This is a genomic window from Solibacillus merdavium, assembly GCF_014836935.1.
Taxonomy (GTDB): domain Bacteria; phylum Bacillota; class Bacilli; order Bacillales_A; family Planococcaceae; genus Solibacillus; species Solibacillus ferritrahens.
The window spans coordinates 67,102-84,645 of record NZ_JACSPW010000010.1; the positions used below are offsets into that span (position 1 = coordinate 67,102).

Sequence of the window (17,544 nt, forward strand, 5' to 3'; positions counted from 1 at the left end):
CCGCTATTTATTTTAGTATGGTAATGAAACTTCGATAATTTTGGTTTTTTGCTGTTTTGTCTGTCGCCATTTATAGATTGTTGGCGATTCATAGTTTTCAATATCAGGCACTTCCGCTTGGATTGTCTTGTCATCTATCCATTCATAATGAAAAATTGGGTACCATGGATGAGTAAAATAATCTTGCTTAGAGCTTGGCAGATTGACTTCCATCTTATCGATATTGAGCACGTGAAGCATTGCTCGAGGAAGTAAAGTGTCTTCATAATATTCATCAAGGGTAATGGACATTAAGATGTTTTCATAATTTGGTGACAGCTTGAAGCTCTGTAATTTACCCCAAACTAAACTGCCGAATGTAATATCCTCACCAAGCCTTTTAACGAATGCATTTTCACAATATTGTTCTAGACAATTATATTTGAAAACGCCAATTTCTGTATCTTTATCTGTAAATAGAGGTTCATACGTCAATTCAAAGTTATCTGCCTCATATTTGTATAGTAAAAGTTGGTTTAAAAATGTCAACTGATAAAACGGGATCTCTTCTACTGTATTATTCAAAGTGTTTTTAAACGAAATGACTTTCTCTTTATTTATTGTTGGTAGTTCATTGATTGATCCTAATAATGATAATATTTCATGGCCATCATTCGTAATAAACTGCTTGGCAACAAGTCCGTCGCCATTATCGTAATAAAAGTAGTTTTTCCCTCCCTCAATCTCCTTGGTAATTTGTACTAAGTTATCGTACTCCTTGTATGGTGTTATAAGTTTTACTGGATACGACATCGCCTGCCCTTCAAATGTGAAACCATCCTTTACAGGCAATTTTATAATAGTTTGTATAGGGTCTAGCTGGTTTAACTGTGTTAAGGTAAAAGACTTTTTTTCAAATTCCATAATTTCCTCATACACAAGTTCTATCGCATCAGTTTTTATACGATAAACTTTTTGCATTACTGCTCCAGTATTATCTTCCAATATTTCAACATATTCATCGGACAGCCAGGTCGTTGTTTCTGTAAACCCTGCATATTCATTTCCCATTCCTAAGAAGTAAGCAACATCGCCGTCCTCTTTAAAATATTTTTGTAATGGTAATTCTTCTATCGTTTCTTTGATTTCTTCATCTACAGGTACGGTTGGGGTCGTTTGGCTGAAGTCATTTAGGGACCATGGATTCATCACAAGAATTGTAAGGGTAATCATCGCTAAAAAGATTACAAATGTTGCATAGTATAAACGGTTGGATTTTTTGAATGGCTGCTTTTGCCGTTTTCGAACGTTTACTTTTGCCATTACTTGTTCCGATCTTTTAGATGTGGAGCCCATTTTTTTATTGAGCTGACGTTTTATTTCATTCATTGGCAAGCACCTCCCATTCCTCTGAAGATAGTTTTTCCTTTAATAATTGTCTTGCTCTCCGCATCCTCGTTTTTACAGTGTTATCGGATATCCTTAATAAACTTGCAACTTCCAGGACGGAAAGCTCCTCATAATAGTAGTGAACAATGACTTCCCTTAAAGGTATAGGCAATTGTAAAATTGCTTCTGCAATATCGAGCCGTTCTGCTTGTTGAAGCATTTTTTGTGGATCTATTTTTGTTTGAAAAAAATGGTTTGTTAATTGTTGCTTTCGGTATGTCCAGCTTTTTAAATAGTCTTTGCTCTTATTTATAACAATGCGTACAAGGTAAGTTTTTAACGAAGCGCGTTCTTCAAACTGTTCGAACTTAACGTAATACGATAAAAAGGAGTCCTGCACAATATCCTCTGCCACTTGCCAATCCTTCACATATAAAAAGGCAATGCGGAGCAAATAATCGCTATACGTTTCCATTACTTGTTGAAATGCTTGCTCATCGGAAAGCATCATACAATAAGCACTCCTTTCTATTGATTTATTCATTAGACGAATCAGATGTAGCATTCGTTTTAGTAAACAATAAATTTTAAAATGTATTAAGAAAAAATGCTACAGGTTTTACATTTTTTTGAGAAGGCAATTTAATTTTTTTTAGACTTTATGTATAATGAGTAAGTTAAATAATATTTTTTCGTTTTTAAATAATGTGATGAATAGATAATCGAAAGAGAGTGGATATAATGGGTCGTAAATGGAATAACATTAAAGATAAAAAAGCTGGGAAAGATGCAGCTAACAGTCGTATTTATGCGAAATTTGGCCGTGAAATTTATGTAGCAGCTAAATCAGGTGAACCAAATCCAGAATCAAACCGAGCGTTAAAAACAGTTTTAGAACGTGCGAAAACATATTCAGTGCCAAAGCATATTATTGAAAAAGCAATCGATAAAGCAAAAGGTGGCGGCGATGAGCAATTCGATGAGTTACGCTATGAAGGTTTTGGTGTAGCGGGTACAATGGTTATCGTTGATGCACTAACAAACAATGTAAATCGTACAGCTTCAGAAGTACGTGCTGCATTCGGTAAAAACGGCGGAAATATGGGTGTATCAGGCTCTGCGGCACATATGTTCCAAAATACTGCTGTATTCGGTATTGAAGGCAAAACAGAAGATGAAATTCTTGAAATCTTAATGGAAGCTGACTTGGATATGCGCGATATTATGGAAGAAGAAGGAACTATTATCGTATACGTTGAGCCGGAGCAATTCCATGCAACACAGGAAGCATTTAAGGCAGCGGGTATAGAAGAATTTACCGTTGCAGAGTTAACGATGCTACCAATGACAGAAGTAGCATTAGCAGGCGATGATCTAGTGAAATTTGAAAAGATGATCGATGCACTGGAAGATTTAGAAGACGTACAGCGTGTGTACCATAACGCTGATTTAGGAGAATAATTATTCTAGCCCAAAATATAAAATTTTGGGCTTTTTTTAATGCTTATATAGGTAAATTTGTACAATATTTATACTAAATGTTAATGAATATGTTGGATTAAGCAGAATTGGTTGCATTTAATATTCGAATAATTCAAAATACATATATTATGAATAAACTAGGAGACGAAGCATATGAAAAAAAGGGATAAACTTGGTACTAGAATCATAGCGATAATTGGTATTATTTTTGCAGTGATTCTATTACTAAACATAGCTTTAATGAACTACAATTCCTCGCAATCCGTAGAGTCAGCTGTTAAAGAACGTACGGTTGAAGTAGCGAGTAATATTGTAAATTTTATTGATATAGAAAAGTATGAGCAGTTAATTAATAATCCAGGCGAAAATGAAATTTATTGGGAATTGCGTGAAGAGCTTAATGCCCTACGTGAATATAACGGTGTGTTATATGCGTACACGTATTTTGTTCCAGAAAAAGATGGGGATGTCATATTTTTAGTAGATGGTATGCCAGCAGATGATATAGAGGGGGCTGGAAAAATAGGTGATCCTTCTTCTGCGACAAAATATGAGCATATCGAATCTGTAATAAGAGAAGGGCGCTATGCTACGGATATTTTAAGTAACAATTTCGGTGAATATATCACAGGTATTGTCCCTGTGAAAAACGCTTCAGGAGAAACAATTGCTTACTTAGGTGTCGATATCGATGCTTCATATATTGCATCCTTAACAGGTAATGTTGCAAAGCAAGTAGTTCCATTGATGGCAATTATATTTATCGTAATTATTAGTGGAGCCTTAATTGGTATTTATGCCTATATACGTCGTGCGTTATTACCTTTAGTTACTTTAAATGTAGCTGCTGAGCATTTAGCTTCAGGGGATATTGCTCAATCAAAAGCAGTTATTGAAGGTATGAAATTTAAAACGAATAATGAGATTATGGCATTCGCCACAAATTTCCAAAACTCATTAGGTGATTTATCGACAACTTTCCAGATTCTCAAGGACCGAACAAATGGTTTAACAGAAGTAGTTGATATGATTGAAGCATCGACTGCGAGTGTTAATACCTCCAATGAAAAAATGGTAGAAAATATTGCAACGATTTCTCAAAGTGGAGCAATGCAAAAAGTAAGTAATACAGAAGTAAATGCAGCGATGAGCGAAATGGCGATTGGTATTCAAAAGCTTGCCGACACAATTAGTGAAATAGCAGAAATATCAACAGATATGACAAGTACCGTGGAAATTGGTGCACAGAACGCAGAAAAGGTTATAGCTCAAATTCAAGGGGTAGAAAACTCGGTAGAAAATACTTCAAGCCTCGTGAAAGATATGGGTGAAAGCTTCCAATCCATTAAAGAGATGGTCAACGTTATTACGAGTATTGCAGATCAGACAAACTTATTAGCGCTTAATGCAGCAATAGAAGCTGCTAGAGCTGGAGAAGCAGGGAAAGGATTTGCTGTTGTTGCTGATGAAGTGAAAAAACTGGCTGAAATGTCTCGTCATTCTGCAGAAGAAATTTCAGGACATCTTCAAAAATTCTCGACGATTACAAATAAAGTTTTAGTTGAGATGGATATGACAACATCAGATGTAAAAGAAGGGACAATTGCGGTAGGAGAAATTGGTCAACAATTACATCAAATTTTAGATTCAGTTTTAGAAGTAAATAACCGGATTCAGGATGACTCAGCCGTTGTAGAGCAAATGTCTGCAGGTGCAGAACAAATTTTAGCTTCTACTGAAGAAATGAGCGGCTTAGTGAATAATACTTCAGACAATGCAAAAAATTTAGCTTATGTTTCAGATGAACAAACACAAGTAGTAGATGATTTAACAAAAGCCGTTACTCAATTAGACGAGCATTCTCAACAAGTTGTGTTAGAAATGAATAAGTTTAAAATATAAAGATATTGATTGTTTCATAAATGATAAACAGTGGCGACAATTCTCCACTGTTTATTTTTTCATTTCACTAGAAATGGTTAAATATTCTGAAATTAATTGCAATTTCTGGCAATATAATAAATAATAAAAGAGTGAATTTCGAATTATTAGATGGGGTGAATGAGTTTGGTAACATTTAAAGATTTTGAATATATACGTCCAGATTTTGAACAAATGAAAGAACAAAACGAGGCACTATTAGAAGAGTTTAAAGCTGCAACTACAGTAGATGAACAAAGCGAAGTTATAGAAAAATTAAATGCAATCCGCAATACATTTTCAACAATGGCTAATATCGTATATGTACGCGCTTCAATCGATACGAATGATGACTATTATCAAAAAGAGCGGGACTTTATTGATGAAGTAAGTCCAATGGTAGATGAGCTTGTTTTTAATTACTATACAGAGCTTGTAAAATCGCCATTTCGTGATCAGTTGGAAGAAAAATGGGGTACACAGCTATTTGCTTTAGCAGAAAACTTATTAAAAGGTTTCTCGCCTAAAGTTATAGAGCTTATGCAAAAGGAAAATAGATTAACATCTGAATACAGTAAGCTAGTTGCTTCAGCTCAGATTGAATTTGACGGCAAAACGTTGACATTGGCACAACTGGGACCATATGCAGAATCTACCGAGCGCGAAGTACGTAAAGCAGCCCGTAAAGCGACTGCAGACTTTTATGCTTCCAATAAGGAAAAATTTGATCAAATTTATGATGATTTAGTAAAGCTGCGCCATAAAATCGCGACAAAATTAGGCTTCAAAAACTATGTGGAACTTGGCTATGTCAATATGAACCGTATTGACTACAATGCGGAGATGGTCGCAAAATTCCGCGAGCAAGTGCGCGAAAATATCGTGCCGCTTGCAACAAAACTATACGAGCGCCAAGCTGAACGCATCGGTGTGGAAGACTTTAAATTCTATGATGAGGGCTTAACTTTCTTAACAGGAAATGCTGTACCACAAGGTGATCCGCAATGGATTATTGATAATGGTAAAAAAATGTACGAAGAACTATCTAAAGAAACGGGCGAGTTCTTCAACTATATGATCGAGCATGACCTGATGGATTTAGTTGCGAAAAAAGGTAAGGAGAGCGGTGGATACTGCACGTTTATTGAAGACTATGAATCTCCGTACATCTTCTCGAACTTTAATGGCACATCAGGAGATATCGATGTACTGACACATGAGGCAGGGCATGCATTCCAAGTATATTCAAGCCGAAACATTGGCATTCCAGAATACTTATGGCCGACATATGAGTCAGCAGAAATTCATTCAATGAGTATGGAGTTCTTCACATGGCCATGGATGGAGCTATTTTTCGAGCATCAAACAGATAAGTATAAGTTCTCACATTTAAGCAGCGGATTACTATTCTTACCGTATGGTGTAGCAGTAGATGAGTTCCAGCATATTGTGTATGAAAATCCAGAAATGACACCAGCTGAGCGTAATGGTGCATGGAAGGAAATCGAAGCGAAATATTTACCGCATCGTAATTATGATGGTCATGATTATTTAGAGTCAGGTGCTTTTTGGCAACGACAAGGACATATATATTCAAGTCCATTCTATTATATCGATTATACGTTAGCGCAAATTTGTGCATTCCAATTTTGGAAACGTTCGCGCGAGGATTTTGAAGGAGCGTGGAAGGACTATCTTCACCTATGTGGTCTAGGCGGTTCGTTTGCTTTCACAAAACTTGTTGAAGAAGCGGGTTTAATCTCTCCATTTGAGGATGGTTGTGTAGAATCAGTTATTGGCACGATTGAAGATTATTTAAATTCAATAGATGATAAAAAGCTATAGTAAATAAAAAGGATTGTTTTGCAAAAATTCAGTTGCAAAACAATTCCTTTTTATTTTGTATTTTATGAAGCTTTATGGCATGCTAAAACGTACATAATCTATAGTGATTAAGAAAAGAAAAAGAGAGTTGAGAAAGAGAGTGAGCCGATGACAAGGAAGCTGTGGTTTCAAGTTGGGGTAGGAATTTTAATTACTTTATTAATTATCAAATATTTCATTGAAATTCATACGATTTTTAATCCGATTATCATCATTTTTACGACAATTCTTGTACCGTTATTACTGGGTGGGGTGCTCTATTATATTTCAGAGCCGTTACAGCGTATATTGGAAAAACGGGGAATGCCGAGATGGGGAAGTTTAATAACAATTGTTCTTATAATTGCCGGTTTATTCGCAAGTTTTTTGATTTTAGTTGGTTCTCCAATTGCAACCCAAGTAAACAGACTTGTAGAAAATGCACCAACAATTGCTAAGGATATTGAAAAAACAGCTGATTTTATTTTAGACAATAAGGAAAATATTCCGATGTTACCTCCGCAGGTAGAAGAGTTTATCGGGTCGGTAACCAATTCCATTCAAGACATTGCTGTCGCAAGTAGTAAATATCTTATGTCCTTCTTAAGTGGAGCGGTTACGGTAACATTAACATTAGTATTAGCGCCGTTCTTCTATATTTTTATGTTGAAAGACCATGAAAAGTTTGCTCCTCAAATTTATGGTATATTTTCCGGGGAACGCCGCACGTGGGTGAAGAAAACATTAGAAGATATTGATAACGTATTAAGAAGCTATGTACAAGGGCAAGTATTGGTCAGCTTTTTACTCGCGATCATGATGTACATTGGTTATTTAATCATTGGTTTGGAGTATTCATTATTACTTGCTTTATTTGCATTTTTCATGAATATGATTCCATTTATCGGTCCGTGGATTTCCCTTGTACCGGCAGTGATTGTAGCATTGATTTATGATCCGTTTGACGTTATTTGGGTTGGTGTTGTAACGCTTGTCGCACAACAAGTAGAAAGTAACTTAATTACACCAAATGTTATGGGGCGATCTTTGGATATTCACCCGTTGACAGTAATTTCAATCGTATTGGCAGCAGGAAATATCGCTGGATTTATCGGAATTTTAATCGCCATTCCTACGTACTGTGTCATTAAAGTAATCGTTCAGAATATTTATGAAGAACGTAAACAAATTAAAGAGACAGCCAATAAGACAGTATAGTTTATTTTATATTGCTAAATTGCGGGGTATATGTGACAAACATATGCTTCGCTTTTTAATTTTCGCTGGACGCGGTATACTTAATAATTGAAAAGACATTTAAAAGGAGCATACAATGCTAACATTTGAACAAAAACAAGAAATTATTGAATCATTCCCACAGCTGACAAAAAAGGAAATTTCGTTAAAGCGTGTGAATTATCACTTTGAAGAAAGTCTTTATGAAAAAACAATTGTTGTAGAAAAGTTGCACCCTAACGGCAATGGCTTTGTTTTCGTGGGAGACTTATTAAAATATGAAAAAGAAGCGAGCGACAATGGACTTGTGAACATTCGTGATTATGATGAAGAAGCGCTACGTGAAATTGTACGTGATGCCATCGACTATTTATCTGAAGAAGAAGTAGAGGACTTGCCTATTATCGAAACATGGGTATCTCGTGAAGGTACGAAGCTGAATCTCGAATTTAATGATCGTTCTTGGAATATTTATCACCAGGGAAATTTAGAGGAAACATTCGGTACGCGTGAAGACGCTGTCGCTTATTTACGTGAAGATGGTTTCCGACTTTCAAAATAGATAAGTGGGGGTTATGAAGGATGGGGCAAGAGCAACAATCAAAAGAGATGTCAGGGAATAAAATGGTGAAAATTATCATCGGTATAATTTTAATTGCTTCCATCATTATCGTTGTTGCGATTCAAGCATTCTACATGCTGTGGGAGCCTAAAGAGCCAAAGCAAATTGAACAACAAAACGAAACTGAGCAGCCAAGCTATTCGAAATCGGCACAAAATTTTTATGAAGAGCTACTTTATTTAGGTTAATATAGTGAGCTAATCCCTCTTGTTGTTTATACGACGAGAGGGACTTTTAATAGTAGTCTGCGGTTTTCTAATAAGTAGACTGACGTTTCTAAAATATTTTCAAAATATCTAATATAAGTGCGGCTTTCTAATATCCAAGCGCGGTGTGCTAATAAGTGTTAGAGATGTTCTAATATAGGCTGTAGGTTTTCTAAAATCATTTCCAGTTGTTCTAATATCCGTATAGTTTGTTCAAATAAAATCATCCGCCTCCAACGTAAGACCAAAAGAGATTCTGCATAAAAAAGCCATCCATCCCGATTAAGAGGATGGATGGCTATTTTACTTTCTTCCTATTTCGGTCTCGTGTCTTTTCTAAACGGCAGCCACCAGTTCCAATCGCCGAACAGCTTCATGAAACTAGGGACAAGCATGAGTCGGATAATTGTTGCATCAATGGCAATAGCTATTGCAATACCGACACCAATTTGTTTAACAGGCATTACATCAGTAAATGCAAATGCGCCAGTAATGACAATCATAATGAGTGCCGCTGAAGTAATGATTTTACTTGTTGAGACAAGTCCATCTATTGTTGCCTTTGTATTTGTCGCCCCTTTTAAATATTCCTCTTGAATACGGGAAATTAAAAATACCTCGTAGTCCATACTTAATCCGAATACTAAACAGAATATAAGAACAGGAACAATCAACACAAGTGTTGTTGCTTCCAAACCGAAATGCCCATATTGGAATATGTAGACGAGAATCCCAAACGTTGCACCAAGCCCTAAAATGTTCATGATAATCGCCTTTAATGGAATTAAAATCGATCGGAATGCCACCATTAAAATAAAGAAAGTTGAAACGATGATAATCGCAATTGCAATAAGTACCTTACTTGCTATTTCATCAAATATTTCCTGGTTGAACTTCGCTTGACCAGACAATGCGAAATCAACGCCTAAATCTTTATCCATCCAGTCGCGTACAAAATCCTGTGCTTCTGAAGTTGCACCAGTTGTATTTAAATAGGCCACCATATACATTTTATCTTCTTTAATAAAGTTATCAGCAACTTCATCGAGTACTCCCGGCGCTTGTGGGTTACTATTTGCCATTTCCCACATTTCAGCAGATTCAATATTTGCCACCGTAAACATAGAAGTTACCCGGTCTACCAATGGATCATCTAATAGCTGCTGTTGAATATCGAATATTTTTTCGCGTCCTTCTTTCGTATCCCAGTCATCATAGTTTTCAGCAAACAAGAAGACAGGTGTATTTTCAGCTATGCCAAATTCTTCATCCAGTTTATCAAAAGTTTGGCGAGATTCATAAGAAGTCGGTAATGACTCCGTTGAAGGAATCGTTAACTCAATATCTTTAATCGGTACCATTGCAATGATTAGAAGGATAACGGCAACGAAAATAATAGTGATGGGACGCTTCATAACGAAAGCGGCAAATTTTTGCCAACGAGAGGCAGTCGGCTTGATACGGAGAATACGTCCTTTATTTAAACGATCACCGAGCAGAATAAGAGTTGCAGGTAAAAGAGTTAGCCCTGTTAATACCGCCAATAGCACAACAATTGTTCCACCCAATGCAATATTCATGAAAATCTCAACATCGATGACAACCATAGCACCGAGTCCGATCATGACACAAAGCGCGGAGAATATAATCGAGCGCCCTGCTGTTTGGATGGCGATTTGTACAGATTGTTCAATTGACTGTGTATTGCGCTCTTCACGATAACGATTTATTAATAATAAAGCAAAATCGATGCTTAACGCCAAACCGAGCATTGGTACAATATTTAATACGAAAATGGATAGGTTAACTGAATCCCCTAAAAGTGTCAAAATACCGAGAGTCATTACAACAGTTGCACCACCAACAAAAATTGGCAGTAATGAAGCAACAATAGTACCGAATGCAAGTAGTAAGACAATCAATGCAATAGGTAAACCAATTGTCTCTGCTTTAATTAAATCATTTTGGCTAGCTAAATTAATATCTTTTGAAATAACAGGTTCGCCCGTAATGGAAATGCCATTATTTTCTCCAAGCTTTTCCCTCAGTTCGTCAATAATAGGGAAATAATCGACGACTGTATTATCAAATTCTAAAAGACCGTAAGCAAAATCATTGTTATTTAATTCTTCCACACCTATTGGGGAGGTAATAGTTTGTATTTCCTCGATCGTTTCTAAACTTTCAAGTGCCGAATTGATTTCTTCTTCGGTTTTATCTTCAAACAATACGAAAATCGTTTTTGCAGGAAGATTGAAAGTTTCGGAAAGTTCATCTGTTACATAAGAATGATCCCCATCATAAAAAAATCCATCCCCTTGCAGTTTAGCGGGAAGTTGTAGTGCCAAATAGGCAAGAATGACTAAAAGCGTACACCATATAATAACTATGGGCTTTGCGAACTTTGTGACAAATGCTGCGAACTGTTTCATCTAATACCGCCTTTCTTTCTCAGTAATTACAGTGTAATAGATTCCTGGAAAAAAAGAAAAGAGGGAGGTTTGCCCGAAAGAAATTTCGGAACATACCTACCCTCCAACTAAAAGAATATGTTTAATATTGTGTAAATAACTGCTGCCATGACAGCAGAGATAGGCATTGTAATAATCCAAGTAGTGACTATTTTACGAGCCATTCCCCAGTTTACGCCTTTAACATTTTGAGCCGCACCAACACCCATAATCGCAGATGAAATAACATGTGTTGTAGATACCGGTAAATGGATTAGTGTTGCCCCAAAAATAATCGATGCAGAAGAAATATCGGCTGCTGCACCATTTACAGGGCGGATTTTCATGATTTTCCCGCCGACTGTTTTAATAATTTTATAACCACCAATTGATGTACCTAGACCCATTGCTAAAGCACAGGCGAAACGTACCCAGCTTTGCACATCATCAGTCGTTTGCCAATTGGCTGCAATAAGTGCCATTGTAATAATACCCATTGCTTTTTGCGCATCGTTTGTACCGTGCGTAAATGACTGGATCGCAGCCGTAAAAATTTGCATAATACGGAAGCCCTTATTTGTTTTATAAAGATTCATATCTTTAAAAAGGAATTTCATAAGTGTCATCATAATATATCCGACAGTAATAGCGATGATTGGTGAAGCTAATAAAGCGATAAGAATTTTAGAAAAGCCACTATAATTTAAAACACCAATTCCAGATGCTGCAATGGCTGCACCGGCAATTGAACCAATCAATGTATGTGAAGAACTTGATGGAATCCCAAAATACCAAGTGACTAAGTTCCAAGTAATCGCAGATAATAATGCTGCTAGTATAACAACAGAACCGATTAATGGTGCATCAGGGGTTGATAATGCAAATGGATCAACAATATCTGATGCAATCGCTTTTGCTACGCCTACGAATGTAATGGCACCTAAAAAGTTCATGATTGCTGCCATGATTACCGCTACTCGAGGTGGTAGGGCACGTGTAGAAACAGATGTTGCAATCGCATTTGCAGTATCATGAAAACCATTAATGAAGTCAAATGCAAGTGCAAAAAAGACTACTAAGACGGTAATGATAAGTAGTGTGTTCATAAAAGGACTCCCTATATTTTACGCGTTACGCATAATGATTGTTTCAATTGTGTTTGCCACTGTTTGACAGTAGTCAGCAATTTCTTCTAACTGCTCATAGATGTCTTTAAACTTAATTAAACGAATTGGATCTTTTTCATTTAAAAATAATTTTTTTATAGAAGAACGTAATACTTCATCGCATTCGCGCTCATAATCTTTAATTAAAATTGCATGCTGGCGCATACCAACAAGATCCTTTTTGTTTAATAGCTCCATTGCTTTTACAATTTCATCAGTTGATTTGGCAATATAGGCTAGGAAATTACGCATCGAGTCATCGATTTCTGTTAAAGAGAACATTTCAAAATGTCCGATTGTGCCTTCTGTTCCATCTAAAACATCATCCATACGGATAGCTAATGACAAAATATCTTCACGCTCGATAGGCGTCATAAATGACTTGTTAAGCATAACGATCAATTCATGTATTAATTTATCGCCCGCTGTTTCATATTGTTTCATTCGAATACTAATTTCTTTTAAATCTGCAACCGTCTCGATACGGAAATCATTTGCATAGTGAATGCCTTCACGCATATTTTCAGCAATTTTCAATAATGCCGAGAAAAACGGGTCTTGCTTCTTTGAACTAAACATGGAATTGCCTCCTGAATTTATATAATAGAAAAATTATTTTAAAAATTAACCTCAATTATCATAACAAAAACTTAAAAAAATCTATACAAAATTTACGTTGATAGTGATAAACTTTACAATTCTGTAACATAAGGAAAAGATGAATATTTACTTATATTTAGTCACTGTAGAGATAATTTTTGATGATAAGAGAATATACTTATGTTATTTCAATAAAAATTGCAGTTCATTTTCCAAAAAGGGCTTTGCATTTAAAAAGCGCACAAACTCGTCATATTTTACTCGTTGTTCATTTGTTGGCTTTTTCCCGGTGAAATATGCACGGATTAGAATATTCTTTGGTGTATTTTCCATATCGATAAACTCTAATAGCTGTGTGTCATAGCCAACAAGTGATAATAGTTCAGCTCGAATGGAATCTGTCGCTAATGCAGCAAAGCGCTCCTTCACTAACCCGTGTTGTGTCATAACTGATAAAGTTGGTGCTTGAAGCTGACGATTAAGTTCATGTTGACAGCAAGGGACACTTAAAATTACTTTTGCTCCCCATTTCACTGCACGAGCTAATGCCATATCTGTCGCGACATCGCAAGCATGGAGAGTTACAACCATATCGACTTGAGTTTCTTCATTAAAGTCATTAATATCACCTACTAGAAATTGCAGATTTTCATACTGCAAATCTTGTGCAATGCGATTACATTCATCGATTACTTCTTTTTTTAAGTCTAGACCTGTGACTTGAATATCGAGTTCTTTTTCAACCTTTAAATAATAATAAAGCGCAAATGTTAAATAGGATTTACCAGAACCAAAATCTAAAATGCGAATTGTTTTGTCTCTTGGTAAATGCGCTAAAGAATCGTCGATGAATTCAACAAATCGATTAATTTGTTTAAACTTATCATATTTTTGTTTTTTGATTTTGCCGTCCTCTGCCTGCACCCCTAAACGAACTAAAAATGGGTGCACTCTTGAGTCATCTAATAAATACCGTTTTTTACGGTTATGGGATAAATCAACTTGTTTTGCCGTCGCATTTTGACTCGATTTCCAGAGTACTTTGTTCTTTTTAGAAAGCTGTACCTGTATCGTTTGCTCCTGAAACTCGGCATGTACTTGCCTGAATTGTTCGAAAAGCATGTCGAGCTTAGCAGCCAAATCCTGTATTGCCACATTTTCATGCTTTAAAATTCGTTCATATTGATATTCAAGCTGAATCATATATTCCTCGCGTATTTCTACTGGCTTTAGCTTTACGCGCTTTAAGTCATTTGATTTTTGACGTGGTTGGCTAATTGTTGCTTGGAGTAATGTTTTATTAGAAATAAGTGCGAGCAGTTGCACTTTCATTTGTTCAAATTCCATAAAAACCGCCTTTTCTTTTTCCGAAATAATCTTGTTCCTTTAGTATAATAATGCGCCTTTGTCGTCTTATTGTACAGGCTTTTGAATTGTATGATACGATGGGAAAAAGTTTTAATGTAAGCAAGGAGGCAATAGTTTGAAAGATGTTGAGGTATTAATTGAACGCGGTGTATTGGTTGGAGTCAATTTACAAAAGAATGAGCATTTTGATTATTCAATGGAAGAATTGGCAAATCTAGCGGAAGCTTTGAATGTGGAAGTTCTCGGTATGGTAACGCAAAATTTAGAGCGTGTAACACCGTCACATTATGTAGGCACTGGAAAGATTGAAGAAATTAAAGCGTTTTTTGAAGAAACGAATGCAAACATTGTTATTTTTAATGATGAACTGTCCCCTTCGCAAATTCGAAATTTAGAGCGGGATTTAGAATGTAAAGTAATTGACCGCACAATGCTCATTTTGGATATTTTTAGTCGACGTGCAAAAACACGTGAAGCGCAATTGCAAGTGGAGCTTGCTCAATTACAATATATGCTTCCACGCTTAGTTGGGCTTCATGCATCGTTATCACGTCAAGGCGGTGGCACAGGTGGTGGCTTTAAAAACCGTGGTGCCGGAGAAACGAAGCTTGAGTTGGACCGTCGAAAGATTGAAGATCAAATTTCGAAAATCAAAAAAGAATTGGAAGTTGTTAAAGAACAGCGCGAAACACAACGTAAGCAACGACGTAAAAATGCTGTACCGGTCGTTTCTATTGTAGGATATACAAACGCAGGGAAATCCACGATTATGAATCAGCTTCTTGCAAAAGCGGGACAAGATGTTACAAAGCAAGTTTTTGAAAAAGATATGCTATTCGCAACACTGGAAACTTCTGTCCGTAATATTGAACTCGAAGACAATAAATCATTTTTACTTACGGATACAGTAGGTTTTGTTAGTAAATTACCTCACCACTTAGTAAAGGCTTTCCGTTCCACATTGGAAGAAGCGCGTGAAGCGGATTTACTATTGCATGTAGTCGATGTATCCAATGAAGAATACCGCTTCATGATGGATGTGACAAATGAAACATTAAAGGCTATCGATGTTGAGAATATTCCTACCCTTTATGTGTACAATAAATCCGATTTGGCAAGCTTAGAATACCCGCTAGTAAGTGGCGATAATATTTGGCTTTCTGCAAAGCAAAATATCGGATTGGATGAATTGTTACAGCTTATTCGCAAACAAGTTTTCGCCAACTATATCACCTGTCAAATGCTGATTCCTTACAATCAAGGAGCCGTGGTTTCTTATTTAAATGAACAGGCCACAATTTTTGAAACGGCCTATGAAGAGAATGGTACGTTACTAACGCTAGAGCTTAAAGAAGCTGACTATCAGAGATACGACAACTATGTCGTGAAATAAAGTATTAATCATTCAATCTAAGGTACAGTGCAATATGGCATTGTACCTTAGATTTTTTTATGGCTTTTTATCCAACAAGAGGAAGAGTCAAAATATTTCCTTTATATAATTAATTAATTTATAATTCAGAAGTCTAAATTGTAATGATACGTCTTAATTATTTGAAAATATAGAAAAATAACATAATTATAACATTTTGATTATTTGTTGATTTTGATCAACTGTTACGCTAAAGTGTTGAAGTATATTATTTCAAATGTCAGACAACAGACTTTATTGTCAGAATATTTATTAATCGGAGGATTTCAAATGTATTCAAAAGAAGAAATAGTGAAATCTGTTCCTCAAACAGGATTTGTTGGTCAACCTAAAGGTTTATTTACATTATTCTTTACAGAGTTTTGGGAACGATTTTCATATTATGGAATGCGTGCCATTCTACTTTTCTACATGTACTATGCTGTTAAAGATGGTGGATTAGGACTAGACCGTACGCAAGCTAACATTATCATGTCGATATATGGTTCATTAATCTACATGTCAGGTATTATTGGCGGATGGATTGCTGACCGTATAACAGGCACGCGTAAAGCCGTATTCTATGGCGGTATATTAATTATGGTCGGTCATATTTTATTGGCATTACCGCTGGGCGTAAACGCTCTGTATTCATCAATGTTCTTTATTATAATTGGTACAGGGTTACTTAAACCGAACGTATCATCAGTTGTAGGTGACTTATATGCGCCGACTGATGCTCGTCGTGATTCTGGATTCTCAATTTTCTATATGGGTATTAACATGGGTGGTTTCTTAGCACCATTATTAGTTGGACTATTCCAAAAGAACTGGGGCTTCCATGCTGGATTTGCAGTAGCTGCAGTAGGTATGTTCATCGGATTAGTTGTATATTTAATGTCTCAGAAGAGTCTTGGTTTAGCAGGTTCATTTGCACCAAACCCTCTTACTAATGTAGAGAAGAAAAAATCAGCTCGCAACTTTACAATTGGTGGTTTAGTCATTGTAATTTTAGGTTTCATTGCATACCAAACAGGTAATGCAAATATCGAAAACTTCTCATTATTAATTACAGCATTAGGTATTATCATCCCAACTTTATTTATTACCTATATGTATCGTAGTCCAAAAACAAATGCAGATGAAAAATCACGTTTGTTGGCATATATTCCATTGTTCCTATGTGCGGTAATGTTCTGGGCAATTGCAGAACAGTCTTCTACAATTCTTGCAACATTTATTGATACACGGACAAATCTAACGTTTTTAGGATTTGAAATACCAGCTGCATGGTTCCAATCGTTTAACCCATTATTCATTATTCTAATCGCACCATTATTTGCGGTTCTTTGGACAAAGTTAGGTGATCGTGGTCCTTCAACACCGAAGAAGTTTGCGCTTTCGCTATTCTTCTCAGGTACTTCATTCCTAATAATGATCGCTGCAATCGTTTTAACGCCTGCAGATACATTAGTTAATCCATTATGGGTTGTATTCTCGATTTTCCTAGTTGTATTAGGTGAATTATTGCTTTCACCAGTTGGTTTATCTGCAACAACTAAGCTAGCACCAGCAGCATTTGCTGGACAAACAATGGCTTTATGGTTCTTGGCAGCAGCAGCAGCTCAGGCAATTAATGCACAGTTAGTTCGTGTATACGAGCAGGTCTCAGAAACAACATACTTCGGTGTTTTAGGTATTTTATCTATTGTACTAGGTATAGTTATTTTAATCATCTCACCAATCATTACGAAAGCTATGCGCGGTGTAAAATAATTTTTTAACCTTAATTTGTAGAATTTTTTACGAATTAAGGTTTTTTCTTTTGGAAAAAAAGGAATAATAAAAGTTA

The 17,544-nt window shown here is 36.0% G+C and carries 14 protein-coding genes; 8 read left to right on the forward strand and 6 right to left on the reverse strand.

Features of this window, described 5'->3' with window-relative positions:
• Positions 1–12: 12 nt before the first annotated feature.
• Positions 13–1,368, reverse strand: coding sequence for a hypothetical protein (locus H9632_RS11690; protein WP_191704259.1), 1,356 nt, complete (start codon positions 1,366–1,368; stop codon positions 13–15).
• A complete protein-coding gene (locus H9632_RS11695; RefSeq protein ID WP_225223814.1) occupies positions 1,361–1,879 on the reverse strand; it encodes a sigma-70 family RNA polymerase sigma factor in 519 nt (172 codons plus the stop codon). The genes H9632_RS11690 and H9632_RS11695 overlap by 8 nt, the downstream gene beginning before the upstream one ends.
• A gap of 230 nt (positions 1,880–2,109) precedes the next feature.
• Between H9632_RS11695 and H9632_RS11700 the strand changes: the two genes are divergently transcribed.
• The 6 genes from H9632_RS11700 (at position 2,110) to H9632_RS11725 (ending at position 8,679) form a co-directional block, all read left to right on the forward strand.
• The gene (locus tag H9632_RS11700) at positions 2,110–2,829 is read left to right on the forward strand and encodes a YebC/PmpR family DNA-binding transcriptional regulator (RefSeq protein WP_191704260.1); all 720 of its coding nucleotides are present in this window, start codon (positions 2,110–2,112) and stop codon (positions 2,827–2,829) included.
• A 174-nt stretch (positions 2,830–3,003) separates the two neighbouring features.
• Positions 3,004–4,752: a methyl-accepting chemotaxis protein gene (locus tag H9632_RS11705; RefSeq protein WP_191704261.1), complete on the forward strand. Its 1,749-nt coding sequence runs from the start codon at positions 3,004–3,006 to the stop codon at positions 4,750–4,752.
• A gap of 165 nt (positions 4,753–4,917) precedes the next feature.
• Positions 4,918–6,615: a M3 family oligoendopeptidase gene (locus H9632_RS11710; protein ID WP_191704262.1), complete on the forward strand. Its 1,698-nt coding sequence runs from the start codon at positions 4,918–4,920 to the stop codon at positions 6,613–6,615.
• Between the two features lie 147 nt (positions 6,616–6,762).
• The gene (locus tag H9632_RS11715; protein WP_191704263.1) at positions 6,763–7,851 is read left to right on the forward strand and encodes an AI-2E family transporter; all 1,089 of its coding nucleotides are present in this window, start codon (positions 6,763–6,765) and stop codon (positions 7,849–7,851) included.
• A gap of 115 nt (positions 7,852–7,966) precedes the next feature.
• Entirely contained in the window at positions 7,967–8,431 is a 465-nt protein-coding gene (locus tag H9632_RS11720; RefSeq protein ID WP_191704264.1) for a hypothetical protein, read from the forward strand.
• Between the two features lie 20 nt (positions 8,432–8,451).
• On the forward strand, positions 8,452–8,679 hold the full coding sequence (locus tag H9632_RS11725; RefSeq protein ID WP_191704265.1) for a hypothetical protein: 228 nt from the start codon (positions 8,452–8,454) through the stop codon (positions 8,677–8,679).
• A 332-nt stretch (positions 8,680–9,011) separates the two neighbouring features.
• Here H9632_RS11725 and H9632_RS11730 read toward each other — a convergent pair whose 3' ends face one another.
• The 4 genes from H9632_RS11730 to H9632_RS11745 all read right to left on the reverse strand — a co-directional run bounded on the left by H9632_RS11730 (position 9,012) and on the right by H9632_RS11745 (position 14,260).
• Positions 9,012–11,129 (reverse strand): MMPL family transporter, encoded by a 2,118-nt coding sequence (locus tag H9632_RS11730; RefSeq protein ID WP_191704266.1) that lies wholly within the window; start codon positions 11,127–11,129, stop codon positions 9,012–9,014.
• A 107-nt stretch (positions 11,130–11,236) separates the two neighbouring features.
• The gene (locus tag H9632_RS11735) at positions 11,237–12,253 is read right to left on the reverse strand and encodes an inorganic phosphate transporter (RefSeq protein ID WP_191704267.1); all 1,017 of its coding nucleotides are present in this window, start codon (positions 12,251–12,253) and stop codon (positions 11,237–11,239) included.
• 18 nt (positions 12,254–12,271) lie between these two features.
• Positions 12,272–12,892 carry a DUF47 domain-containing protein gene (locus H9632_RS11740; protein ID WP_191704268.1) on the reverse strand — a complete coding sequence of 207 codons (621 nt, stop codon included), beginning with the start codon at positions 12,890–12,892 and terminating at the stop codon, positions 12,272–12,274.
• A 204-nt stretch (positions 12,893–13,096) separates the two neighbouring features.
• Positions 13,097–14,260 carry a methyltransferase gene (locus H9632_RS11745; protein ID WP_191704269.1) on the reverse strand — a complete coding sequence of 388 codons (1,164 nt, stop codon included), beginning with the start codon at positions 14,258–14,260 and terminating at the stop codon, positions 13,097–13,099.
• A 136-nt stretch (positions 14,261–14,396) separates the two neighbouring features.
• Between H9632_RS11745 and hflX the strand changes: the two genes are divergently transcribed.
• Positions 14,397–15,674: a GTPase HflX gene (gene hflX / locus H9632_RS11750; protein ID WP_191704270.1), complete on the forward strand. Its 1,278-nt coding sequence runs from the start codon at positions 14,397–14,399 to the stop codon at positions 15,672–15,674.
• 309 nt (positions 15,675–15,983) lie between these two features.
• Positions 15,984–17,468: a peptide MFS transporter gene (locus H9632_RS11755; protein ID WP_191704271.1), complete on the forward strand. Its 1,485-nt coding sequence runs from the start codon at positions 15,984–15,986 to the stop codon at positions 17,466–17,468.
• Positions 17,469–17,544: the final 76 nt, after the last annotated feature.

Excerpts from the sequence above, each read along its gene's own strand:
- H9632_RS11690 (WP_191704259.1), bottom strand. The coding sequence starts at position 1,368 with ATGAATGAAATAAAACGTCAGCTCAATAAAAAAATGGGCTCCACATCT.
- H9632_RS11695 (WP_225223814.1), bottom strand. The coding sequence starts at position 1,879 with ATGATGCTTTCCGATGAGCAAGCATTTCAACAAGTAATGGAAACGTAT.
- H9632_RS11700 (WP_191704260.1), top strand. The coding sequence starts at position 2,110 with ATGGGTCGTAAATGGAATAACATTAAAGATAAAAAAGCTGGGAAAGAT.
- H9632_RS11705 (WP_191704261.1), top strand. The coding sequence starts at position 3,004 with ATGAAAAAAAGGGATAAACTTGGTACTAGAATCATAGCGATAATTGGT.
- H9632_RS11715 (WP_191704263.1), top strand. The coding sequence starts at position 6,763 with ATGACAAGGAAGCTGTGGTTTCAAGTTGGGGTAGGAATTTTAATTACT.
- H9632_RS11720 (WP_191704264.1), top strand. The coding sequence starts at position 7,967 with ATGCTAACATTTGAACAAAAACAAGAAATTATTGAATCATTCCCACAG.
- H9632_RS11725 (WP_191704265.1), top strand. The coding sequence starts at position 8,452 with ATGGGGCAAGAGCAACAATCAAAAGAGATGTCAGGGAATAAAATGGTG.
- H9632_RS11730 (WP_191704266.1), bottom strand. The coding sequence starts at position 11,129 with ATGAAACAGTTCGCAGCATTTGTCACAAAGTTCGCAAAGCCCATAGTT.
- H9632_RS11735 (WP_191704267.1), bottom strand. The coding sequence starts at position 12,253 with ATGAACACACTACTTATCATTACCGTCTTAGTAGTCTTTTTTGCACTT.
- H9632_RS11740 (WP_191704268.1), bottom strand. The coding sequence starts at position 12,892 with ATGTTTAGTTCAAAGAAGCAAGACCCGTTTTTCTCGGCATTATTGAAA.
- H9632_RS11745 (WP_191704269.1), bottom strand. The coding sequence starts at position 14,260 with ATGGAATTTGAACAAATGAAAGTGCAACTGCTCGCACTTATTTCTAAT.
- H9632_RS11755 (WP_191704271.1), top strand. The coding sequence starts at position 15,984 with ATGTATTCAAAAGAAGAAATAGTGAAATCTGTTCCTCAAACAGGATTT.